This is a genomic window from Robertkochia flava (assembly GCF_020166515.1).
Lineage (GTDB): Bacteria > Bacteroidota > Bacteroidia > Flavobacteriales > Flavobacteriaceae > Robertkochia > Robertkochia flava.
In genome coordinates, this window is record NZ_JAINZT010000007.1 from 428089 (window position 1) to 453023 (window position 24935).

At 47.5% G+C, this 24935-nt stretch carries 19 protein-coding genes and 1 pseudogene; 11 read left to right on the forward strand and 9 right to left on the reverse strand.

Annotation, left to right across the window (positions count from 1 at the left end; genetic code table 11):
* Positions 1–49: 49 nt before the first annotated feature.
* From K7R11_RS13065 to K7R11_RS13090, 6 genes and pseudogenes are all read right to left on the reverse strand, one after another.
* On the reverse strand, positions 50–538 hold the full coding sequence (locus K7R11_RS13065; RefSeq protein WP_224491181.1) for a hypothetical protein: 489 nt from the start codon (positions 536–538) through the stop codon (positions 50–52).
* Between the two features lie 75 nt (positions 539–613).
* Positions 614–1024 carry a hypothetical protein gene (locus tag K7R11_RS13070; protein ID WP_224491182.1) on the reverse strand — a complete coding sequence of 137 codons (411 nt, stop codon included), beginning with the start codon at positions 1022–1024 and terminating at the stop codon, positions 614–616.
* Between the two features lie 265 nt (positions 1025–1289).
* Positions 1290–3236: an adenylate/guanylate cyclase domain-containing protein gene (locus K7R11_RS13075; protein WP_224491183.1), complete on the reverse strand. Its 1947-nt coding sequence runs from the start codon at positions 3234–3236 to the stop codon at positions 1290–1292.
* 187 nt (positions 3237–3423) lie between these two features.
* Positions 3424–5298, reverse strand: coding sequence for an adenylate/guanylate cyclase domain-containing protein (locus K7R11_RS13080; RefSeq protein WP_224491184.1), 1875 nt, complete (start codon positions 5296–5298; stop codon positions 3424–3426).
* A gap of 56 nt (positions 5299–5354) precedes the next feature.
* Positions 5355–5843: a hypothetical protein gene (locus K7R11_RS13085; RefSeq protein WP_224491185.1), complete on the reverse strand. Its 489-nt coding sequence runs from the start codon at positions 5841–5843 to the stop codon at positions 5355–5357.
* A gap of 307 nt (positions 5844–6150) precedes the next feature.
* Positions 6151–7338 (reverse strand): annotated as a pseudogene (locus tag K7R11_RS13090) (MFS transporter).
* A 254-nt stretch (positions 7339–7592) separates the two neighbouring features.
* Here K7R11_RS13090 and K7R11_RS13095 point away from each other — a divergent pair.
* From K7R11_RS13095 to K7R11_RS13115, 5 genes are read left to right on the forward strand one after another with little or no spacing between them, the layout of a single operon-like run.
* Positions 7593–8690, forward strand: a complete 1098-nt coding sequence (locus tag K7R11_RS13095; protein ID WP_224491186.1) for a DUF2891 domain-containing protein — start codon at positions 7593–7595, stop codon at positions 8688–8690.
* Entirely contained in the window at positions 8687–9889 is a 1203-nt protein-coding gene (locus K7R11_RS13100) for an Nramp family divalent metal transporter (RefSeq protein ID WP_224491187.1), read from the forward strand. The genes K7R11_RS13095 and K7R11_RS13100 overlap by 4 nt, the downstream gene beginning before the upstream one ends.
* Positions 9886–10602, forward strand: a complete 717-nt coding sequence (pxpA, locus tag K7R11_RS13105) for a 5-oxoprolinase subunit PxpA (RefSeq protein ID WP_224491188.1) — start codon at positions 9886–9888, stop codon at positions 10600–10602. Before K7R11_RS13100 ends, pxpA begins: the two co-directional genes overlap by 4 nt.
* A 6-nt stretch (positions 10603–10608) precedes the next feature.
* Positions 10609–11343 (forward strand): 5-oxoprolinase subunit PxpB, encoded by a 735-nt coding sequence (gene pxpB / locus K7R11_RS13110; RefSeq protein ID WP_224491189.1) that lies wholly within the window; start codon positions 10609–10611, stop codon positions 11341–11343.
* Positions 11327–12166 carry a 5-oxoprolinase subunit C family protein gene (locus tag K7R11_RS13115; protein WP_224491190.1) on the forward strand — a complete coding sequence of 280 codons (840 nt, stop codon included), beginning with the start codon at positions 11327–11329 and terminating at the stop codon, positions 12164–12166. The genes pxpB and K7R11_RS13115 overlap by 17 nt, the downstream gene beginning before the upstream one ends.
* A 58-nt stretch (positions 12167–12224) precedes the next feature.
* Here the strand turns inward: K7R11_RS13115 and K7R11_RS13120 are convergent, their stop codons facing one another.
* The 3 genes from K7R11_RS13120 to K7R11_RS13130 all read right to left on the reverse strand — a co-directional run bounded on the left by K7R11_RS13120 (position 12225) and on the right by K7R11_RS13130 (position 15204).
* Positions 12225–12797: a hypothetical protein gene (locus tag K7R11_RS13120; protein WP_224491191.1), complete on the reverse strand. Its 573-nt coding sequence runs from the start codon at positions 12795–12797 to the stop codon at positions 12225–12227.
* A gap of 283 nt (positions 12798–13080) precedes the next feature.
* Positions 13081–13809 carry a nitroreductase family protein gene (locus tag K7R11_RS13125; protein WP_224491192.1) on the reverse strand — a complete coding sequence of 243 codons (729 nt, stop codon included), beginning with the start codon at positions 13807–13809 and terminating at the stop codon, positions 13081–13083.
* A complete protein-coding gene (locus K7R11_RS13130) occupies positions 13810–15204 on the reverse strand; it encodes an aldehyde dehydrogenase (RefSeq protein ID WP_224491193.1) in 1395 nt (464 codons plus the stop codon).
* A 514-nt stretch (positions 15205–15718) separates the two neighbouring features.
* On the opposite strand from K7R11_RS13130, the gene ilvD reads away from it, so the two are divergent.
* From ilvD to K7R11_RS13160, 6 genes are all read left to right on the forward strand, one after another.
* The gene (gene ilvD / locus K7R11_RS13135; protein WP_224491194.1) at positions 15719–17395 is read left to right on the forward strand and encodes a dihydroxy-acid dehydratase; all 1677 of its coding nucleotides are present in this window, start codon (positions 15719–15721) and stop codon (positions 17393–17395) included.
* Between the two features lie 44 nt (positions 17396–17439).
* Positions 17440–19173, forward strand: coding sequence for a biosynthetic-type acetolactate synthase large subunit (gene ilvB / locus K7R11_RS13140; protein ID WP_224491195.1), 1734 nt, complete (start codon positions 17440–17442; stop codon positions 19171–19173).
* A gap of 15 nt (positions 19174–19188) precedes the next feature.
* Complete coding sequence (ilvN, locus tag K7R11_RS13145) at positions 19189–19716, forward strand: acetolactate synthase small subunit (protein ID WP_224491196.1); 528 nt, start codon at positions 19189–19191, stop codon at positions 19714–19716.
* A gap of 29 nt (positions 19717–19745) precedes the next feature.
* Positions 19746–21224, forward strand: a complete 1479-nt coding sequence (ilvC, locus tag K7R11_RS13150; protein WP_224491197.1) for a ketol-acid reductoisomerase — start codon at positions 19746–19748, stop codon at positions 21222–21224.
* 11 nt (positions 21225–21235) lie between these two features.
* Positions 21236–22498: a threonine ammonia-lyase IlvA gene (gene ilvA / locus K7R11_RS13155; protein ID WP_224491198.1), complete on the forward strand. Its 1263-nt coding sequence runs from the start codon at positions 21236–21238 to the stop codon at positions 22496–22498.
* A 116-nt stretch (positions 22499–22614) separates the two neighbouring features.
* The gene (locus tag K7R11_RS13160) at positions 22615–24210 is read left to right on the forward strand and encodes an NADP-dependent glyceraldehyde-3-phosphate dehydrogenase (RefSeq protein WP_224491199.1); all 1596 of its coding nucleotides are present in this window, start codon (positions 22615–22617) and stop codon (positions 24208–24210) included.
* Positions 24211–24935 lie beyond the last annotated feature (725 nt).

The window sequence follows — 24935 nt, forward strand, 5'->3', positions numbered from 1 at the left end:
GGGATATTCAGGTTCTGGTGTATTTCATATGGTAAAAGGATGGTTACGCCTAACGAACCCGTATATCCGGATCAATATTAAACATGCGGTTTAGCGGCTCTCCATTTCTTATCACCGTAAACTTCAGCAAATATTTACAGGATGCCTCTCCTGTGCTCTGGGTAACCTGAACCGTTACGGTTTTGGCTCCTTCGCCGGTTCCCGGTAATTCCCGTCGGTTGTCCGGAAAAGGATTGGGTCCTCTTACGTAAAGGATCTGCTCGATGTTAACGATATCGCTTCCGTTCATGGCAACGCCCTTCCATTGTACAATATCTTCCAGGTTCACCGTAATACTATAGGCTTCATTGCTGACTCCTTCCTCCTGGCCGAAATTACAAACGCTTCCCAACTCCGGGTCCGGAATGTTTGTACTTATCTGTTCGGTGTCCACATAAAGGGTAACCACATGAGTTTCCTGTGCATGGACAAATGCGCTCATAAAGAAAAATAAGGGCATAAATAACTGGAGAGAACGACTAAAAAAATTAATTTTCATACTAGTTTGGTTTTAGTGAATATAGATGAAAAAGAGCGATGGGCAGGTGGTTCGTGTGAAGGAGGGACGCCATATTTATCGTATCCGTATATCCGGGTCTATGGTATAGGTTCCCATCTTATTACTTACACTGAATATGATGTTATATCTGCAATTCCCGGGTTTTCCGGTATTATTTCGAATCCTGCAGGATACTGTGCCGGGATTTGGTCCGCGGGAAAGCACGTTAACGTTTTGCCCGAAGGCCGGTATGCCATCCTTCCAGGAAATGACTTCAATAATAACTTCATCCTTGCCATTCTTTGATACCCCTTCCCAGATCACTTCATCGTTCTTGTCTACTTCAATATAAAAATCCTCGAGGGATGCATTCTGCGCTTCCTGTTGCGGGCCGAAATCACAGGTTTCATGTAAGTTGGTTTGATCTACATTACTGGTGTCTACCCGTAAGGTAACTATACGGGTATTGTGGTTGGTTGCCATCATGATGAATACGTTTTATCATTCGTAATTAAAACAACATGGCATTTCAGGTAATTCAACAGAAAGATCTGTGGGGGAGATTTTCTTTAAATTCGGGAAAAATCATGTTAAGATACACAAAATCAGTAAGGTGCGAAAGTTTGCTTCGTATTAAAATTCTTTATCCGATATAAGTAACTACTTATAGGATATCGGTATCTTATCTCGAATCTTCTGCTTCAGAACAGGGGGTATTCCTTCTGGAGTGACCAGTCTTGAATTTGATTTGCTATGGAATTTTGTTGGTAGTACTTTTTTCCCCCTTAAAGACCTTATGGTGCTCCTGGGTTAGAGGATTTACGTAGTACATCTTCATCATCCCTTTATTCTTGACTTCCACCATACCTCTGAAGGTACAATCGAATCGGTCCTTAATCCTCTGGTAGGTATTTTCAGAGACGTTTATACGCCCGGGTTCCGAATTGGATTCCATCCTGGAGGCGATATTGACGGTATCTCCCCAGATGTCATAAACAAATTTCTTGGTACCTACCACCCCGGCCACGACAGGGCCGGTATTGATCCCAATGCGTACCTCAAACCGGGTAGGGTCATCCGGATCCTCCTTTTTAACCTGATCTACGAATGCGGCCATTTCATAGGCAGCCATCACCATTCTTATGGCATGGTCATCCTCGGGGAAGGGAAGGCCGCCGGCACACATATAGGCATCACCCATAGTCTTGATCTTTTCCAGGTTGTATTTTTCCATGATGGCATCGAAGGCCGAAAAATAGAAGTCTACCCTTTTTACCAGTTCTTCAGGATCCATATCTTCCGAATACCTGGTAAACCCCTCGAAATCTGCAAACATGACGGAAACCGAACTGAATTTCTTTGCTTTGACTCTTCCGTGTTCCTTGAGTTCATTCGCAGTTTCATCAGGAAGAATATTGCGCAATAAGGCATCAGACCGGTTTTTTTCGTCTTCAATGACCCTGCTGGTTTTTCGGATGTATTTAAACCGATTGAATAACCCGAAGATCAGGAGAGAAAGCAAGACCACGAAAGTCACCGATACCAGACTTATGGTGCGTTGCCGGCTCGCCCGGAGTTGCTGTATCTCGGCTTCCTTAACCAGGAGATCCACTTCCTTTTGTTTATTGGCCACCTCGAATTCATTTCTCAGGTTGGCCATCTTCTGAATGGTGGGCAGGTTCACGGCACTGTCCTGGTATTGCTTGTACCTGATAAAGTATTCCAGGGCCTGTTTTGGTTTATTCTGCGCCTCATAGATTTCATATAAATTGAAATACGTAGCGATCAGTTCATTAATGGTCCCTGTGTTTTCTCCAATTTCCAGGGCCTTCCCGGCATAAGTATTGGCTTTATCATAGGCTTCCTGAAGCAGGGCAAGATCCGTAAGGTGATTGTAGTATTCCATGGCGCCCTCAGGGTATTGGGATTCGAGTTCCCGGGCTGCATGGAGAATCAGGGGTTCTGCCTTGTCAACCTGCCCGGATTTCAAAAAATACACTCCTGTATTTCCATCGATATAAGGATCGTAATCGTCTACATTGATGGCTGCGAAAGCGCCTTTACTTTTCTGAAGGTACACATAGGCCGAATCCAGTTGATCGTTCTGCAAATAAGTGTCTCCCAGATTGTAATACATACTTGCTAAGTACAACCGGTGCGTTGAGTCCACTTCCATTTGCAGGGCAATCGCCTGTTTTAAATACTTTTCGGCCAAAGGAAAATTTCCGGACTGGGTGTATACATACCCCAGGGAATTGTAGGCGTTGGCTATGCCCTTGTACCGTATCCGGTCTGCAACTTTTATGGCTTCCAGGTTCTCTCGGATACTCTCAGATAATGATCCCATATCCTCAAACGCATGTGCCCTGTTCAGGTGTGCACTGATCAGGGATATGGAGTCCTTTTGTTTTTTCGCAAGGACCAGCATGGTGTCTCCATAGGCAATACGCGTAGGATAGGCAATGGTGTTATTAAAGGTTATTTCGTTGAGGAATTTTAATTTTTCCTCGTCATTTAAACGTTCCGAATGATAAAAACGAATAAGGGAGTCTATGGAAAGACTGTCATTGGAATAAAGTTCAAGTGCAGCAGCAGGGGTTTGCTGTCCAAAAACAACGAAAGGGAAAAACATCAGACATTGCAGGATCAACCAGTACGGTATCCCTTGGAAGTGCAGTTTAGCAGGATTCCCTGTCATCATCAGGATTTTAGATATGAATTTTCAAAGCCAGGGCGGGCAGGTTGCTATTGGAAAATGGCAGTGTATTTTAGGGCAGGATAAACAATAAATGAAGTTACATAAATTCGTGGGTTTTATTTGACCCGGATAGCAGAAAATGCTATCGCCGGTCTTAAGAAATTGTAAGGGGAGGGATTTGGGTTATTCAGGTCTGCTGAACTGTAATGTTGTTTACCTCGAACAGACTTTTTTGCTGGTCCTGGGTTAAAGGATCCACAAAATACATTTTCATCATTCCTTTATGTTTCACATCGACCATTCCTCTGAAGGTACAGTCAAGGGTGTTTTTAATGACCTTATAGGTGTCTTCAGACACATTGATCTGCCCGGCCTCTGAATTAGACTCCATTCTGGAGGCAATATTGACGGTATCTCCCCAGATGTCATAAACAAATTTTTTGGTACCCACCACCCCCGCCACCACCGGTCCGGTATTGATCCCGATACGGATATCAAATCGGGTAGGATCGTTCGGAGCTTCCTTTTTAAAGGCTTGCACCAGGTCGATCATTTCAAAGGCGGCCAATACTACCCGCAAGGCGTGGTCTTGATGGGGATAGGGCAGGCCACCCGCACACATATAGGCATCGCCAATGGTCTTGATCTTTTCCAGGTCGTATTTTTCCATGATAGCATCGAACCTGGAGAAATAGAAATCTACCCGTTCCACCAGTTCCTGGGGTTGCATTCGGGAAGAGTATTTGGTAAATCCGCAGAAATCCGCGAACAGTACGGTTACCGAATCGAACTGTTTGGCGTTTACCTTTCCGTTAGCCTTCAGTTCATTGGCTGTTTCATCCGGAAGAATGTTCTTTAACAAAGCGTCAGATCGCTCTTTTTCCTGCTCAATGATCCTGCTGGTTTTCCGGACGTATTTTACACGGTTGAACAATCCGAATAAAAGCAGGGAAAGCAATACCACCACCACTACAAATATAATACTTATCGTTTGTTGCCTGTTGGCCCTCAATTCTTGTATTTCCGCTTCCTTGGCCATGAGGTCTGCTTCCTTTTGCACGTTTGACACCTCATAAGCCTTACTCAGGTTATACATTTTTTGAATTGTCGGTAGGTTGATCAAACTGTCCTTTAATTCCTGGTATGCCAGGAAATGTTCGAGTGCGGTTTTATAGTTTTTGCGCTCCCTTTCAATTTCAAATAGGTTGAGGTATAAGTTTTCCAGTTCCGAAGTAGAATTAGAACTTTCGGTGATTTCTAATGCCTTGTTGGAATATGCTAGTGCCTGATCGAGGTCACCTTCTTCCTGTGCAATATCGGCCAGGTAATTGTAATATTCCACAGCCGCATCGGGATGACTGGAGATGAGTCCTTCTACTCCCTTTTCAATAAGTGGTTTGGCCGTGTCGTATTGATTTTTCTTAAAATAATAAACACCCGTATTTCCATCAAGGTATGGTGTGATATAGGTGATCAATTGAGGAGTTGTTTTCTGAGTGGCCTCCCTGGCCTTTTCAAGATATACGAGGGCAGAATCTAAAAGATCATTTTTCAGCAGAAAATTTGAATAATTGTAATAGCTTTCTATCAGGTTAGGATATGAAATAGAATCTGCCTTTTTATGTAATTCGATGGATTTCAAATAATACTTTATGGCTTCATTAGTATTATTTACATTCCCATAAACATTGGCAAGATGATTATACAATTGTGCAGGATTTTTTCCAATGCTATCGGCAATTTCCAGGGCTGCTAAGGTTTCACTGATATCGGAAAGATAATTTCCCAGATCATTGTAGGCCCAGGCCTTACTCAGGTGTCCCTGAAGCCGGTGTTCAAGGTTGTTATTTGCAGTGGAAAATTCAATAAGAGAATCCCCCCAGGCCAGCTTTTCAATTACATTTGGGGTTTCTTTGGAGAGGGTTCGCAGAATCCCGAACTTTTCTTCAGCAGAAAGCTCCCCATACAGGTATTCGTTCTTAAGGGATTCCAGATCAAAAGTCACCTGCCCATATGAAGGGAGCAAAAACAGGACGATGAATACATGAATGAAAAGCCTCATTTTAAGAGATCAGTTTGTTATAGGGATGAGTTAATGAGTTGTTTCCAGATGAATTTTTATTGCATAATTCTTAATTCAGGGTCGATCAAGATATTGTCCAGGATTTTTTCGCCATCCTTTTCAATGCTGAAATAAAGATTATAAACACAGTTGTCTTCCCCTGTCACGAGCACCGGTTTTACCTTAACTATTTTTTTCTTTCTCGCTTTCCACTTTTTCACATAAGGAATCTCTTCCATTTTATCGGGAAAGGGATTATCACCTGATTTATATTGAATCTTTTCAATACTTATCTTGTAATTGTTATTAAGATCCTTTCCTTTCCATTTGATGATTCTTCCCTTCTTTACTTCTTCCGTGTACGTCTCAAGGGTTTCGCCCTTTTTTTGATTTTTAAAACTTGCGTAAAGGTCCAGACTATCTTTGTTTTCAGCTGTTAAAAGGCTGTCTGCATTTACCTGCAGGGTGATCACCTTTGCACAGGAGGTCAGCATGAGACCAAAGAGAATAAGGGCTGCTACGATTAGTCTATTCGGAGTTTTCATAATGGTTGGTTTACTTATTAGTTTTTCAGGTTGGAAGGAAGTGTGGGTTGGAGGGAATGAATACCATAGCGGAAAACATATCACGTATATAATCATGCTGCTGATTAAAGGTGCTGAACGCGCCATGGTGGAATACTTTATTTAAAGTTTCGGTTGTTTTCTTTAACAGTATCTACCGGGGGAAAATAGGATATACTCCTTCTAATGTACATAAAATTAGTGTTTTATGAAAGGGTGTATTGTGGGATAACCTGAATTTTAAGGTGAATTTAAGAGATGATGGAGCTCTTGAACGAGGTCTTACGTCTTACTTTTTTAAAAGAAAGCAGAGTCCTACAGCCGGTCCAATTCCCAGGGGGAGCAACAGCACGGTTGTGGGTATGACGGATTCAAGCCAGGTTAACAGTTGTATGCTGAAGATGGTAATACTAAAGCCAATACAATTCACTATGGTCAGGGCCGAACCCTTGAATTCGGGAATGGCATTCCGGGCAACTAGCGTAGAGAAGAGGGGAGAGTCGGCAATAACGGTCATTCCCCAAAAGCACAGAAATCCCAGAATAAATTCCCGGGGAGCATTCCCAAATACCAGGGGAGAAACCAGGCAGCATAAAAAGGAACCCGACAGGGCCAGGGTGGCTATCTTTTTGCTTCCTTTCCTGTGAGCGATATACCCACCGAGAACACAGGCCGGAGCGCCTAAGCCGATGATGACAAAAGACCAGAATGAGTTTAGCGTCTCTGCATTCTTAAGTACAAATGCAAGGATCACCGGAACAAATGCCCAGAAGGCATACAATTCCCACATATGTCCGAAATACCCGAAGGCTGCAGTCCGGAATTTGCGATCGCGGAACACCTGTATGACCCCGGAAGGCTTAAATTCCCGATTGGGCTTCCGGTAGGGGCCGTCGGGCACAAAAAGTAAAATAAGAAATCCCCCTGCGGTGGCCAGCAGTGAGGTGGCTGCGTTCACCCATTTCCATGGCAGCTCCCCAAGGCCGGAGGTGTAATTCAGAAAATGGGGAAGGGCGGTGCCTAAAACCAGGGCGCCTACCAGCTACCCCAGGCTTTTTCCCAGTCCTTTCTCAAAATAATCGGCTGCCAGTTTCATGCCTACCGGATAGATACCCGCCAGGCAGATACCTGTAAGGGTTCTCAGTAAAACCAGTGTGGTAAGGGAATTTCCCTCCAGGATAACTCCAAGGTTGGCAACTGCCCCAAGCACGGCACAGAAAAAAAACACCCTGGAAGGAGAAAACCGGTCGGCAATGGTAAGAAAGGCAAATACCAGGGTACCCAAAATAAAACCTAGCTGCACGGCAGAGGTAAGATGCCCCAGGGCCGAGTTACTCAGGCTAAAGGCCGTTTCCACATCAGCTAATACCGCATTAGTGGCAAACCAAAGGGAAGTGCCCAGAAACTGGGCAATTACAATGGCAGGAAGAATATGCTTTCTGGTAACGGGTATTTCTGATGTAACGCTTACAGACATTTGGACTGGAAAATACGAAGAAAGTTCTTCCTGTATCGGGTTATATTTTTCAATTTTCGAAGAAAAAAGTATTAATAGAATAATTTTCTTAGTTTCGAAACTAATTTGGTAACCACCTACCGTGCTGTGCACCGGCAGGATTTCTTCCCGAGAGGGATGGCAAGCTAACAACCTACCGTGCTGCGCACTGGCAGGCAAGCTAATGACTAACGACTAACCACAAACGACTAACCACTAACCACTAACCACCACATATGAAACCCTGGATCGGCATCACCACCTTGATACTCTTATTATCCTCCTGTAAACAGGAAGCCCCGGAACCTTCGGCAGAAGAGGCGCTTCCACCACTTACTCTTAGCCTGGAAGAGGCCAACCGCTTATCTAAACTTCCTTTTGATTGCCTGCAAACCGAATATCCCAATCGCCTGGGGCAAACGCTTAATGATTCCACCCATTTGCAAAATCCCAAAACACTTCACCCTGCCTTTTACGGGTGTTTTGACTGGCATTCCTCCGTCCACGGACATTGGAGCCTGGTGAGTCTGTTAAAGCAGTTTCCCGACCTGGAGGGTGCAGAAGCCATCCGCCAGCGTTTAAAAGAGAACATTTCTCCTGAAAACATCGCGGATGAAGTCGCCTATTTTGAAATGAAGGGCAATTCAAATTACGAGCGGACCTATGGCTGGGCCTGGCTGCTAAAACTGGCTGAGGAACTGCATACCTGGGAAGATCCGCTGGCCAGGGAGCTGGAAGCGACCCTGCAACCCTTGACGGAGGTGATAACAGAGGGGTATTCCCGTTTTCTGCCCAAGCTTATTTATCCCATAAGGGTAGGCGAGCACCCCAATACGGCGTTCGGACTCAGTTTTGCGTGGGATTATGCGAACACAACAGGGCAGGATTCCCTGAAAACCCTGATCGCCACCAAGGCAAAGGAATACTTTGCAGCAGACCGCAATTGTCCGCTTTCCTGGGAACCGGGTGGATCTGATTTCCTTTCGCCCTGCCTAGAGGAGGCCGACCTGATGCGACGGGTGCTTCCCAAAGACGAATACCGTCAATGGTTAAAGGCATTTCTTCCGCAACTGGATAAAAAGGATTTTAATATGGAGCCCGGGAAGGTGGGTGATCGGGCCGATGGGAAACTGGTACACCTGGACGGGGTAAATTTCAGCCGGGCGTGGTGCCTGTTTGGAATCGCCGAAACCCTTCCGGAATACGATCATTTAAAAAGTATCGGCAGGGCCCATATTGCGTATTCCCTGCCTGCGATCACAGACGATAATTACGAAGGAACCCACTGGCTGGGCACCTTTGCCATCTATGCCCTAAACAGCACACATCCATGAAAAATATCTTCAGGAACATTGGTCCAGGAACCCTGGTGGCTGCGGCCTTTATCGGGCCGGGAACGGTAACGGTATGTACCCTGGCCGGGGCAGAGTTCGGGTACAGCCTGCTTTGGGCTATGCTGGTTTCCATTCTGGCCACCATCATCCTTCAGGAAATGTCAAGCCGCGTTGGGATCATAACTCAAAAGGGGTTGCCCCAGGTGATCCGGGAGAATATCTCCAGGCCGTTTTTTCGTGTTACTGCCCTGTTGCTGATCATCTCTGCTATTGTGATCGGCAATTCCGCTTATGAAGGAGGAAACATAAGCGGGGCCGTCCTGGGTATGGAAGCCATTTTCGGGAGAGACACCCAAAATACTTATCCTCTGATCATCGGGGTTCTTGCCGCCGCCATTTTGCTCATCGGAAATTATAAAACCCTGGAACGTATCCTGGTGTTCCTGGTGCTGGTAATGAGTGTTTCCTTTATGATTACTGCGGTGCTCACCGGTCCCAAGCTTGGAGAACTCGTTAACGGACTTTTCATTCCTGTGGTGAACGATTCGAACCTCTTAATGGTAGCGGCCCTTGTGGGTACTACGGTTGTGCCCTATAATCTTTTCCTGCACGCTTCCCTGGTCAAGGAACGCTGGAATGCCGAAGGCGACCTGAAGGCATCGCGTATCGATACGGTGGTTTCTATTGCCTTGGGAGGCATTGTATCCATGTGTATTATTATCTCTTCGGCCAATATCGATACCGAAAAGGTAACTTCGGTGATCGAACTGGCCCAGGGGCTGGAGCCCTTATTCGGCAATGCAGCCGGTTTTGTACTTGGCATGGGGTTGTTTTCCGCAGGCATCACCTCTGCGGTAACCGCTCCTCTTGCGGCAGCCTATGTGGCCGGGAGTTGTTTCGGATGGAGTGGCGGATTAAAGGATAACCGGTTTCGTGCCGTTTGGTTGCTGGTCTTATGTATTGGGGTGTTGGTACAGACCCTTAACATTCAACCGGTGGAGCTCATAAAATTTGCACAGGTGGCCAACGGGATCCTTTTACCGGTTATCGCCATTTTCCTGTTCTGGATCGTCAACAAAAAGAATGTTCTTGCCAAATACAGCAATACGGTCATCCAAAATATCCTTACCTTTATTATCGTCTTGTTCGCCATTTTTCTGGGGATAAAAAGCGTTGTAAAGGTTTTTGAATTATTTTGAATACAGACCCTGTTGATATCAACTGCGATTTAGGTGAAGGCCTGAATAATGAGGAGGTTATTATGCCGCTCATCGATTCCTGTAATATTGCGTGTGGAGGGCATGCCGGGGATCTTCCTACCATGTTGCGGGTGATCGCTTTGGCCAGACAGCACAAAGTGGCTATTGGAGCCCATCCTTCCTATCCCGACAGGGAACATTTCGGAAGGCGCTCCCTGGACATCGATACAACAGACCTAACGGCGGCTCTGCAGCAACAGATGGAGGCCTTTGAAAATGTGCTTACCAAGGCTAACGGGGCCTTACACCATATCAAGGCTCATGGGGCCTTGTACAATGACCTGGCCGTGAACCCGAAGCTTGCCCTTTCTTATCTTGAAGCCTTACGATCCTATAAGAACAAGGCTGTCTTTTACGTGCCCTTTGATTCCGAGATCGGCCGGCTGGCAAAGAGCCTGGGGTACAGGGTGGCTGTTGAGGCCTTTGGAGACCGGAATTATACCGACGAGCTTCGCCTGGTAAACCGAAAGGAATCCAATGCCCTGATCACCGACAAAGAGCAAGTGCTGGAGCATATAGCGCGTATCCGGCAGGGCAGGGTTAGAACGGTCGGAGGGAAGGAGCTCCCGTTAAAGGCAGACACCATTTGTGTGCATTCGGATACCGATAACGCTGTGGAAATTCTGAAATACCTGAAAAAACACTTAAACTGATGAACCATGTCGTTATATGAACTCTCTTACCGTCCTTTTGGCAATAAGGCCCTGCTTATCGAGTGGCCGGAGCAAATAGAGGAGGACATTCTTAACGACATTATAGGATTCAGAACGGCTATAGCCAACCTCTACCCGGATTTGGAGATGGTGCCTGCATACAATTCCCTTACCCTGATCGCTTCGACTCCAATGGACCATGATCTTCTTATTTCCGATCTGGTTTCCCTCTATGCCCGTAAGGAAAAGATGGTTGTAGCAAAAAGAAAACTCTGGAATATTCCGGTGTGCTATGATGCACCTTTTTGTCCCGACCTTCCGGAACTGGCAGTATCCAAGGGGATGTCTGAGGAAGCTATTGTAGAGCAGCATACATCGGCCACTTACACCGTATATGCCATCGGATTTTTGCCTGGGTTCATGTACCTGGGCGGAATGCCGGAAACCCTGCATTTTCCGAGAAGGGAGCACCCCAGGTTAAAGGTGCCAAGAGGGGCTGTAGGTATTGGAGGGAAGCAAACCGGTATTTACCCCCAGGCCTCTCCCGGGGGGTGGAATTTGATCGGGAATTCCCCTATACGGGTATTTAATCCGGAGAACGATCCGCCCTGTGGGATATCGGTAGGCGATCAGATCAGGTTTTATGCTATAGATAAGGATATGCATGAATTATTCACCATACAGGTGGAATCGGGAGTGTTTCAAATTAAAACCCTTGAGTTAGATGATCAAAGTGCTTAACCCGGGATTATTTACCACCATTCAGGATACCGGAAGGTTTCGCCTGAGGGACAAGGGTGTGCCCGTAAGCGGCGCAATGGACCATAGGGCTGCCACCACAGCCAACCTGCTCGTGCACAACCTTCCGGAGGCTGCAGTGCTCGAAATTACCATGACCGGTCCTGTACTGGATTTTGAAGAGCATTGCAGTTTTGCGATCTGCGGGGCACTGATGTCGCCTAAACTGGATGAAGAAACCCTGGAAAACAACCGGGTCTATAAGGCTAATCCTGGACAAAAACTGAAATTCGGACGTCTCCAGAAAGGGTACAGGGCCTACCTTGCCGTAGCAGGAGGTTTTGATACCGATATCGTTTTGGGAAGCAGGTCCTGGTATTTTCCGGTAACTTCAAGGCGTCAGCTCAAAAAAGGAGATGTACTTCAGGTAGGCGACCTTGCCAACAGCAAGCAGGAAAAGGCAGAGGCCTATCCCGATGTTTTTCTGCACAGCGATTATATAGAGGCCTATCCCGGTCCGGAATATGGCCTTCTGAGTGACAGGCAAAACGATCAGTTGCACAAGGGCATTTTCAAGGTGTCCAATGAGAATAATCGTATGGCCTATCAGCTGCATGAGAAGATCTTTCGCCATGAACATTCCATGCTCACTTCGGCAACCCTGCCGGGTACGGTACAATTAACTCCTGATGGAAGAATCATTATTCTAATGAAGGATGCGCAAACCACAGGGGGGTATCCCAGGATATTGCAATTGTCAGACCGGGGGATAGCCATGCTCAGCCAGAAGAAGGCGGGAGACCAGTTGATATTCGCTATAAAATAGAAAAGGCTGCCTCCCTGTACGCTACAGAAAGGCAACCTTCAACAATTATGGAACCTAATTAAGCTCGTTCAAGGCTGTTTCTCCTGTTTACCTCTTCGGAAATCAGTTGTAGCGCCTCGTTTTTTGAAATTCGGTCTAGCAGACTTAGTGTTTTGGGTTTGAATTGTTCGTCTTTGATCAATAATCGCCATAAGGCCTGAATGAACTCTGTATAATTCAATCCGTCATTGTAATGTACGAGATTTTGGTCGTAAGCGTCATCCACCAATTGCTTGATGGTGGCTTTGATCTCAAGGATACCTTCCTCTAATGGTTTCATCGCTTCTTTAACAGTTTTAGTAATGGTAGGCAACAACTCGGATGCTACCTGTATCTGCAGTTTTGGTCGGGGTATCCTTCGGTCAATAGCTATCTGTGAAGAGAGCAGTTTAGCACGATACCTGGCAATATCCATGAATTGAACCAGTTTATTTCTTCGGAACATATCCTCCATATCCTGCAGAAAAGAATAGAGCTGATCCGGAGCTTCGGCATTTTCGTTTTCGATGAGGATCTGTATCTTCTCGAAATCGGTCATGGTCTGAGAAGACAGCCTGTCGTACATGTTAAGATAAGAAGATGTTTTGTTCATATGCCTCGCGTTTAAGTTATCCTTGATTCAGTCCTTCAAATCAAATCAAAGTGACACGAAATAGAAAAATTATACGTCTACAGGCGCAAAAAAACGTTTACTTGTTTCGAGGTATATTTTAATGGAAAACGCACATTATCAGTAATTTAAAATGAAGTTAAATTACTGTTATATTAATATCCAAAAGAAAGCAATAATAACACTTCCGTCTATGAGCCTCAGGAAGATATCCTTCCCTTATTCCCCATAAAAACAGGTGTAGCAGGGAAGGCCGTGCTTTTTGTTATACTTGTTTATAGGTTTCCTCGAAAGGTACCCGGAACCTGGGGCCGTAGATCCCGTTTTCAGAGCGCATCCCGCAACCTATAACCATATTGATCTCAGCACCCCGGGGCAGGTTCAGCAATCTTTTTACCCTCAGGGTATCGCTCCCCTCCATGGGGCAGGTATCGTACCCAATGGCAGCCATGCTTAACATAAAGGTCTGGGCAGCCAGTCCGGCACTCTTATGGGCAACAATGCGCAGATCGCTTTTACGTACCTGGCGGTATACCGGACGAAAAAGGCCAACAATATTAAAGAATATGTATTTGAGGTATCCCAGAATACCGAAGAATTCTGTATAAATGGTGGGGATGAGTTTCTTGTAATAGTTCAAAGCAAATTTTTCCCTTCGTGAGTATTCCGAAGCCTCTTTGTCTCCATAGACAGATTTCAGGAAACTGATGTTCTGTTTGGCTCTCTTTCGAAAGAGGTCTTTACGGCTTACCACCACGACCATCTGATCGGCAGTTTTTGCAGCATTCTGCCCAAGGCAGGCCTCTGTCATCTTACCCAGCATCTCTTCCGAGGTAATATGATAAAATTCCCATAATTGCAGGTTACTGCTGGTGGGGGCCAGGGTGGCATTCTCAATACATTGTTTCACCTTTTCGGTATCCAGATTTATATCGTCGCGGAACACCCGTACCGATCTTCGGTACTGGATGGCTTCACTTACGGTTCTTTCCATTTAAAAGAGCTTTCTTATATGTTTAGCAAGATTAATTTTGTTGGCATAGGGTGCATATCGTATTGGTACATCGATCCAGGTGCTCCGGCTAACCACCGGTTTCATATGCGTAAAGATGTCGAAGCTTTTCTTCCCGTGGTAGGCTCCGATTCCGCTGTGACCCACCCCTCCGAAAGGAAGTTTTTTGTTGGCGATATGAACGATGGTATCGTTGATGCAACCGCCTCCGAAAGCAAAGGTTTTCATCATTTTCCGGGCCTTTCTTTTTCTTGAGCTGAACACGTAGAAGGCCAGCGGTTTTTCATATCGCGAAACGATCTCCCGGATCTCCTCTTCATTTTGCCAGGTGAGTACCGGTAGTATCGGGCCGAAGATCTCATCTTTCATCACCTCGCTGTCAAGAGCAGGTTGGTCAACCAGGGTGGGTGCTATATAGCAGGTTTCCCTGTCTGTTTCTCCTCCCAGGAGCACTTGTTCTCCCTGGAGAAGTTCCACCAAACGGTCAAATTGTTTTTGGTTTACGATCCTTGGGTAATCCGGCGAGTCCTTGGGGTTTTCCCCGTAGGCTTTCACCACTTCTTCCCCGATGGCTTTTACCAGCCTGTCTTTTACCTGGTGATGTACCAACAGGTAATCCGGGGCGATACAGGTTTGTCCGCCATTCAAAAATTTACCCCAAACCAGCCTTCGGGCAGTGAGGGAAATATTGGCAGAATCGTCAATGATACACGGATTCTTCCCTCCAAGCTCCAGGGTAACAGGGGTGAGGTGTTCTGCCGCAGCCTTATAAACGATCTTTCCAACGGGAACGCTTCCGGTGAAAAAGATATAATCCCATCGCTGGGAAAGCAGGTCCCGGGCGGTTTCCACCCCACCTTCAACCACCTGTACATGCCCGGGTTCAAATACGGTTTCTACGATCTCCCGGATCACGGCAGAGGTGTTCGGGGTAAGTTCAGAGGGTTTTATACATACGGTATTCCCTGCGGCCACTGCGCCTATAAGAGGGGCCATGGCCAGGTTAAAGGGATAATTCCAGGGGGCAATCACCAGGACATTGCCATAGGGCTCCTTGTAAATATGGTCTGATGATGGAAAATTCGCCAGGCTGGGCATAACACCCGTTTTACCGGCCCAACGCTTGAGCTTTTTTATGGTAGTGTTAAGTTCGGCCAGGGTAAACTGGGTTTCACTGAGCAGGGCTTCAAACTCAGATTTTCTGAAATCCCTGTAAACGGCTGCACAGATTTCTTCTTCCCTCTTCAGGATCTCCTGGCGTAGTCTTTTTAAACTTGCCTTTCGGAAATTCAGGTCCTGGGTATGGCCTTCCTTAAAGAAGTTGCGTTGTGATCTGACCACCTTTTGGCCAATGCGTTCTTTTTCAATAGTTTCCATCAAAATCGTTAATTTTTTCGAGATGTTTCACAAATTAGAAAATATTAATTAATATTGTTCTGATGAAAAAACAAATTGTCAATATTATTTCTGCTAACATTATTGTGATCCGCTCACATTAGTGCAGGAAGGATATGGATGATATTCGTTTTAGGCCTTCCATCGGGAAGGCCTTTTTTATTTACGAAACCTTGGAAATGAAATCTGTACATACCAGCGTCAGCATTATTATTGTCATTATCGACCCGCCACCGGATCGGTACAGCATGGTGTTGTCATAACAGAAGCCTGTATCCTCCGAAAAGATACAGGCTTTTTTTATTCAGTACTGTGGAGAATTGGAAATTTTGAAGCTTGAGCATGAAAGATTAAAGATCTTCAAAGTCTTGTAAAACAAGGGATTATCGTATTGGATTGTGGTTTGGGTCTAAAAGCAAAAGCCGATTGGACCGCAGGTATCCTTTTGAGTAAAATAATTTTGAGTAGCATTAATCAATTAAAATACCAAAATATAGTGGAGTTAAATAAATTCAGTAAGTGTGTAACACAAGATCCAACCCAACCTGCAGCCCAGGCGATGCTTCATGCCCTTGGACTCACTGATGACGATCTTAAGAAGCCTTTCGTTGGGATTGCGTCTACCGGTTATGAAGGGAATCCTTGCAACATGCACCTGAACGAACTGGCTACCCACGTAAAGAAGGGGGTAGAAGGAGAAGACCTGGTAGGATTGATCTTCAATACCATCGGGGTAAGCGACGGGATCTCCATGGGAACCCCCGGGATGCGTTATTCCCTGCCTTCCCGCGATGTGATCGCCGATTCTATGGAAACCGTGGTGCAGGCCATGTCCTATGACGGATTAGTTACCGTGGTAGGATGCGATAAGAACATGCCGGGAGCCCTGATGGCGATGTTGCGCCTTAACCGTCCTTCGGTACTGGTTTACGGGGGCACGATCTCTGCCGGGTGTCACGAGGGGAAGAAACTCGATGTGGTTTCTGCCTTTGAAGCCTGGGGGCAGAAAGTTGCCGGAAGTATCAGCCAGGAAGAATTCAAGGCTGTAGTGCACAAAGCCTGTCCGGGAGCGGGGGCCTGTGGGGGAATGTATACCGCAAATACCATGGCCTCGGCCATTGAAGCTTTAGGAATGTCACTGCCTTATAATTCCTCAACCCCTGCAGTTGGCAAGGGCAAACAGGAAGAGAGTGAACGGGCCGGAGCCGCTTTAAGGCATTTGCTGGAACAGGATATCAAACCCAGAGATATTGTAACTAAAAAAGCATTGGAAAATGCCATACGCCTGGTAACTGTTCTTGGCGGATCTACCAATGCGGTGCTGCACTTCCTGGCGATAGCGCGTGCTGCCGGGGTAGATTTTACCCTGAAGGATTTCCAGCGCATCAGCGATACCACCCCTTTCCTTGCCGATCTCAAACCCAGCGGGAAGTATGTCATGGAAGATCTCCACCAAGTAGGTGGGGTACCTGCAGTACTTAAGTACATGCTTAAAAAGGGTATGCTTCATGGCGATAGTCTTACCGTAACCGGGAAAACCCTGGCCGAAAACCTGCTGGATGTGGATGATCTGGAAGAAGGACAAGAGATCATCAAGCCTGTGGAAGCTCCGGTAAAGGAAACGGGACACCTCAGGATTCTTACCGGGAACCTCGCCACCGAAGGGGCCGTTGCCAAGATCACCGGAAAGGAAGGACTTTCCTTTAGCGGACCAGCCCGTGTATTTGACGGGGAATTTGCAGCCAACGACGGCATTCGCGATGGGGTGGTTCAAAAAGGAGAAGTGGTAGTAATACGCTATGAAGGGCCTAAAGGCGGTCCGGGGATGCCGGAAATGCTCAAGCCCACCTCGGCCATCATGGGAGCAGGACTTGGTAAGGAAGTGGCCCTGATCACCGATGGACGATTTTCAGGAGGATCCCACGGATTCGTGGTAGGCCATGTTTCTCCAGAAGCCCAGACCGGGGGTGCTATCGCCCTGGTAAAGGACGGAGACATCATCACCATAGATGCCGAAAAGAACACCATTACCCTGGAAGTTGCGGAAGAAGAATTACAAAAGCGAAAAGAGAAGTGGAAAGCACCTGCCCTTAAAGTGAACAGCGGGGTGCTTTATAAATACGCCAGAACGGTTTCCTCGGCCTCCAAGGGTTGCGTAACCGATGAGTTCTGACACCATACCATTCAACATTAATACAAGAAACTGACCTTGAAATTATGGAACTCAAAACCATTAAAAAAGAAGTTAGCAAGTCGGTGACCAAAATGAGGGTTACCGGAGCAGAAGCGGTAATCCACTGCTTACTTGCTGAAGGGGTGGATACACTTTACGGATACCCGGGGGGAGCCATCATGCCCGTTTATGATGAATTGTACAAGTTCAGCGACCGGCTGCATCATGTGCTTACCCGCCACGAACAGGGGGCTATCCACGCCGCCCAGGGCTATGCCCGCGTATCGGGAAGGGTAGGAGTGGCTATGGCTACTTCCGGTCCCGGAGCCACCAACCTGGTTACCGGACTGGCAGATGCCCAGATCGACTCCACCCCCCTGGTGTGTATCACCGGGCAGGTAGCCCGTCACCTGCTGGGATCTGATGCCTTCCAGGAAACCGATATCGTAGGGATCTCCATGCCGGTTACCAAATGGAACTTTCAGATCACCAAGGCGGCAGAGATCCCCGAGGTGATCGCCAAGGCGTTCTATATTGCAAGGTCAGGCCGTCCGGGTCCGGTGCTTATCGATATTACCAAAAATGCCCAGTTCGAGGAATTTGATTTCGAATACAGTAAATGTACTGCGGTACGCAGCTATAAGCCTGCACCTGCAGTCGATGCCCGCCAGCTGGAAAAAGCGGCTGAAGCGATCAACCAGGCCAAGCGCCCGTTTATCGTCTGGGGGCAGGGGATCCTCCTCGGGAAGGCCGAGGAAGAGCTCAAGGCCCTGGTGGAAAAGACCGGGATACCTGCGGCATGGACCATCATGGGAGCTTCTGCGCTTCCCACTGACCATCCGTTAAACGTAGGTATGGTGGGAATGCATGGCAATTATGCACCCAACGTACTTACCAACGAATGCGACGTGCTTATCGCCCTCGGTATGCGTTTTGACGACCGGGTGACCGGCGATCTGAATACCTATGCCAAACAGGCCAAAGTATTGCATTTTGAGATCGACCCGGCAGAGGTGAATAAGAACGTTAAGGCCGATGTTCCGGTATTAGGGGATGTCAAGGAAAGCCTGACCAGGTTATTGCCGCTGTTAGGAGCAAAAAAGCACGAAGCCTGGCATGAGAAGTTCAAGGAAGGGTATGCCACAGAATTCGAGGAGGTGATCCGACATGATCTCTTTCCGGAGAAGGACGGACTTACCATGGGTGAAGTGATCAACGCCATTAACAAGTCTTCAGGAAATAAAGCCGTAATGGTTTCCGATGTGGGTCAGCACCAGATGATCACCTGCAGGTACGCCAGGTTCGAACAGAGCCACAGCAATATTACCTCAGGCGGACTGGGAACCATGGGGTTTGCCTTGCCTGCCGCCATAGGTGCCAAGATGGGTGCGCCAGAGCGGGAGGTCGTGGCCATCGCCGGAGACGGTGGGTACCAGATGACCATCCAGGAACTGGGTACCATTTTCCAGCTGGGTTTACCGGTTAAGATCGTAGTGCTAAACAACGAGTTCCTGGGGATGGTGCGCCAATGGCAACAGCTGTTCTTTGAAAAGCGCTATGCTTCCACCAATATGGTGAATCCGGATTTTGTGACCATTGCCAAGGGATACCATATTCCAGCCGAGCGGGTTACCAAAAGAGAAGATCTGAACGCTGCGGTAGAGCGCATGATCAAAAGTGAAACAGCCTATTTTCTCGAGGTGATGGTCGAGAAGGAAGACAATGTATTCCCGATGATCCCATCCGGAGCCTCGGTATCGGATATACGTCTTAAATAATCAACCTGAACAGAGATGGAAGAAACAAGAACATATACGATTTCGGTTTATACTGAAAACAATGTAGGGCTGCTCAACAGGATCTCGGGGATCTTCGTAAAGCGCCATATCAATATCGAAAGTATTAATGTATCCGGTTCGGAGATCGACCATGTGATGCGTTTCATTATCGTGGTACGTACCACCGAGAAATGGGTACATAATATTGTCGGACAGATCGAAAAGCAGGTAGATGTGATCAAGGCCTATTACCACAACGATGAGGAGACCATTTTCCTGGAAACGGCCCTGTTTAAGATCGGTTCGCACCTGTTGTTTGACGAACGCCAGATACAGAACATTATTAAGGAGAGTCACTCCCAGATCGTTACCGTATCCCGGGAATTCTTTGTGATCGCCAAATCGGGTCGCCGGGAAGAGATCGAAACCCTCTATGAAGAGTTACGTCCGTATGGGATCATGCAATTTGTAAGAACGGGAAGGGTGTCGGTTTCCAAGGCTCAGATGGAGATCTCTACCCTCCTTAAAGAATTTGTACACTAGAATTAACATAACCAGAAAACACATCAGTAATGTCAAATTATTTTAATACCCTAAGCAGGGAAGAACAATTGAAACAACTTGGAGTCTGTGATTTTATGGACAGCTCTGAATTCGCAAACGGTGCCGATGCCCTTAAAGGCAAGAAAGTGGTGATCGTGGGTTGTGGTGCCCAGGGACTCAACCAGGGACTGAACATGAGAGATTCCGGACTGGATATTTCCTATGCCCTTCGCGAAGGAGCCATCAAAGAGAAACGCGCCTCCTGGCGCAATGCCACCGAAAACGGATTTACCGTTGGCACTTACGAAGAACTTATTCCGGATGCCGACCTGGTTTGTAACCTGACTCCGGACAAACAGCATACTTCCGTTGTAAAACAGGTGATGCCGCTCATGAAACAAGGAGCTGCCCTGTCGTATTCGCACGGATTTAATATTGTGGAAGAGGGGATGAAGATCAGGGAAGACCTCACCGTGATCATGGTGGCGCCAAAATGTCCGGGCTCTGAAGTACGTGAAGAGTACAAGCGCGGATTCGGGGTGCCAACCCTTATTGCGGTACACCCCGAGAACGATCCTAAGGGAGAAGGGCTGGAGCTGGCTAAAGCCTATGCTGCTGCCACCGGTGGAGACCGGGCAGGAGTGCTGCGCTCTTCTTTTGTGGCCGAAGTAAAGTCAGACCTTATGGGCGAGCAGACCATCCTGTGTGGTTTACTGCAAACCGGCTCTATCCTGAGTTTCGAGAAGATGACCGGAAAAGGCATCGATCCGGCCTACGCGGCCAAGCTTATCCAGTACGGATGGGAGACCATTACCGAAGCGCTGAAGCACGGTGGTATCACCCTGATGATGGATCGCCTGGAGCCTGCTTCCAGGGTAAAGGCCTATGAGCTTTCTGAAGAGCTTAAAACCATCATGAGGCCTCTTTTCCAAAAGCATATGGACGATATCATGAGCGGGAAATTCTCTTCGGGAATGATGGAAGACTGGGCGAATGACGATAAGGATCTGCTAACCTGGCGCAAGGCGACCGGGGAAACGGCTTTTGAGAAGACCGAGGCCGGGGCAATGAAGATCAGCGAGCAGGAGTATTTCGATCATGGAGTGCTTATGGTAGCCTTCGTTAAAAGCGGGGTGGAACTGGCTTTCGAGACCATGACCGCAGCCGGTATCAAGGCCGAATCGGCCTATTACGAATCCCTCCATGAAACTCCGCTTATAGCCAATACCATTGCCAGAAAGAAACTTTTTGAGATGAACCGGGTGATCTCGGATACGGCAGAATACGGATGTTACCTGTTCGACCATGCCTGCAAGCCCCTGTTACAGGACTTTATGGCCAAGGTGGATACCGACGTGATCGGAAAGGCATACCAGGCTCCCGCAGCACCATCAGCAGATCAGGTGGCACAGATCGACCAAACCATTCGCGCCCACCAGATCGAAAAGGTAGGAGAGAAGCTTCGTGGCTCGATGAAGGCCATGAAGAAGCTGGTTTTTGAATTTTAAAGTACACAAGCATGGCAGCAGTTTCATTTGCAATGCCGGAAATCGCTGATGTGAGAAAAGCCGCGGCTACCCTTGAGGGGGTGGCCGCGGTTACCCCTCTCATGTTGAGCAGGAGGTATTCAAGAATGTACGATTCCCGGGTTTTCCTGAAAAGGGAAGACCTCCAGGAAGTGCGTTCTTATAAGATAAGAGGGGCATATAATAAAATGAGATCGCTTACCGCTGAAGAGCGGGAACGCGGGGTGGTCTGCGCTTCTGCCGGAAATCACTCCCAGGGGGTAGCCTTTTCCTGCAGGGAACTGCGGGTAAGAGGTACCATCTTTATGCCTGCACCTACTCCCGTTCAAAAGATCGACCAGGTGCGCATGTTCGGAGAAGACCAGGTAGAGATCATCCTTGTCGGGGATACCTTTGACGATGCCTTTAAGGCTTCCATGGAATATTGCCGGGAGAACAGCAAGGTATTTGTGCATCCCTTTGACGACGATAAGGTGATCGAAGGACAGGCCACCGTAGGCCTGGAGATCCTCGAGCAAACCAAGGACCACCTGGATTATGTATTTGTTCCCGTAGGAGGTGGCGGACTGGCATCGGGTATTCTCAGTGTTTTTCACCTATTGTCGCCCAATACCCGCATCATCGGGGTGGAGCCCGAAGGGGCACCTTCCATGAAAACCTCCCTTCAGCATGGTATTAATACCGAATTGCAGGAGATCGATAAGTTTATTGACGGAGCAGCTGTTCAAAAGGTGGGCGACCGGAATTTCGATATCTGTAAGAACTTTTTATACCAGATGGTAACCGTACCCGAGGGAAGGGTATGCCAGGAGATCCTGGACCTTTACAACAAGGATGCTATCGTGGTGGAGCCTGCAGGGGCACTGACCTTATCGGCTCTTTCTCTTTTTGCGGATGAGATCCGGGGGAAGAACGTGGTTTGTGTGGTAAGCGGCAGCAATAACGATATCACCCGTACGGCAGAGATCAAGGAAAGAGCTTTGCTCTATGCCAGGTTAAAGCATTATTTTATCATACGCTTCCCCCAGCGGGCAGGCGCTTTAAAAGAATTTGTAGCCGAGATCCTCGGTCCTTCAGACGATATCACCTATTTCCAGTATGCTAAAAAGCACGCCAGGGAGAATGGTCCTGCCGTGGTAGGGATCGAACTGAAAAGTGAACAAGATCTCGACCCTCTGATTGCCAGGATGAAGGAGCATAATTTCTACGGAGATTACCTCAATAATAAACCAGACCTTTTTCAGTACCTCGTCTGAGGCTCTAACGTTTGCGTAGAAAAGTCGGCCAAAATCTTTGATTTAAAGGGAGCTATTCGCGAAATTTAGACTTTGCACGGGAGAGAGTTCCCGAGACGACCAATTAAAATTTTATTATGAAGACAGAAACCAAAAACGCTATACCGGAAGCTTTTAAAATTACCGAACCTTTACAACAGGATACCTGGCTGGTAAACGGGGAACTCAAAAAATGGGAAGGAAAAACCACAGAGGTATTTTCTACCATTTCCTCTGAAGGCGACGATACGCCTACCTTGCTGGGATCTATCCCCTATATGGGAGAACCGGAAGCCAACCTCGCCTTGGAGGCTGCCGGACGGGCTTTTGACAAGGGTAAAGGTCTGTGGCCCACCATGAAGGTGGCCGATCGGGTGGCCTGTATGGAGAAGTTCGTAAAGCAAATGGAGAAAAAGCGGGAAGAGGTGGTGAAGTACCTGATGTGGGAGATCGGGAAAACCCTTCCGGATTCGAGAAAGGAATTCGACCGTACCGTTGAATACATCTACGATACTATTGAAGATTATAAGCAACTGGACCGGGATTCGGCCAACTTTAAAAAGCGGGATGGCATCTACGCCCATATCCGCCGTGGCCCCCTGGGAATCGTATTGTGCCTGGGGCCGTATAATTACCCCCTTAACGAAACCTTTGCCCTGCTTATTCCAGCCCTGATCATGGGGAATACCGCCATCTTTAAACCTGCAAAACACGGAGTACTCCTTATCAGTCCGTTGCTGGAAGCTTTTAAGACCAGTTTTCCGAGAGGGGTGGTCAACATCGTTTACGGCAGGGGCAGGGAAGTGGCCGCTCCCATCATGCGTTCCGGACGCATCGATGTGCTCGCCCTTATCGGGAACAGTAAATCGGCTGTGGCCCTTCAGGATCAGCACCCGTATAAGAACCGTCTTCGACTGGTACTGGGCCTTGAGGCCAAGAACCCGGCCATCGTTCTGCCGGACGCCGATCTTGACCTGACCATAGACGAGTGTATTTCCGGTACCCTTTCCTTTAACGGACAGCGGTGTACGGCTCTGAAACTGGTGTATGTGCATGAGGAGATCGCCGAGGAGTTTAACCGCAGGTTTGCGGAGAGGGTCGATCAGCTCAGGTTCGGAAACCCCTGGGAAGAAGGGGTACAGCTTACCCCACTTCCGGAACCCGGAAAGCCTGATTACATCAAGGAGCTTATTGACGATGCCAAAAAGCACGGAGCAAAGATCCTGAACAAGAAGGGTGGAAAGAAATCTGCCAACTATATCTATCCCGCCGTACTTTATCCGGTTAACAAGGATATGCGGGTGTATGCAGAAGAGCAGTTTGGCCCGGTGATCCCGGTGATCCCCTTTAAGGAGATCGATGAGCCTATCAATGATATTGCCGACTCCAACTACGGGCAGCAGGTAAGTCTGTTCGGAAAGGATATCCGTACCCTGGCGCCCCTTATCGACACCCTGGTGAACCTGGTGTGCAGGGTAAACCTGAACAGTTCGTGTCAGCGTGGCCCTGATGTGTATCCTTTTACCGGTCGTAAAGACTCGGCCGTGAGTACCTTGAGCGTGCACGATGCGCTGAGGTCGTTCTCGATCCGGACTTTCGTGGCCTCCAAGGATACGGAATACAACAACAGGATCCTAAACGACCTGCTGGGCAGCAAGGCCTCGAACTTTGTGAGCACGGATTATATTTTGTAGTGAGGGGTGATGCGAGATGTGTGATGAGTGAAGTGTGAAGTGTGAGGGCGTGATGTGTGATGTGTGATGTGTGATGCGTGATGAGTGATGTGTGATGCGTGATGCGTGATGAGGGATGAGTGAAGTGTGAGGGCGTGATGTGTGATGTGTTAGGCGAGCTGCGTGGTGAGTGATGTGTGAAGCGAGATGAGTGAAGGAGCAAATTTACCTGCTAGCAGGCAGGGGTGAAAAGTGCCGAAGCTGGTAGCGACTGCAACCATCTATAATTTATCATCAATAATCTATAATTCCCGACTTCGTACTTTCGTGCCCTCCATTAAGGAGATCGCCACGTCGCTCCGCTCCTCGCGAAGACGACCTGGTTTATAATTTCATGCCCGACAGCCCTTCAAGTCTGAAATTGATAATGGAGGAGGAGCAAAGGAGCGAAGGAGTGAAGGAGTGAAGGAGGGTAGTCCTGAAACTAGTAGAATTCCATCCAACTATAATTTATCATCGATAATCTATAATCCTTTGTCTCGTGCCTGTATTAAGGAGATTGCCACATCAGGGCAAAGCCCTGACTCGCAATGACGTGTTCATTCCCCATTCACAATTAATTGAACATCCCTAAATAGTGTTGACCGGTTTTTGACTTAAATTTTCATTATTAAAAATAGTGATTACTTCCCGTTCTTCTTTCTTTGTATGTTGACATTGCTGTTTAAATAAAGAAGGAGGAGTTC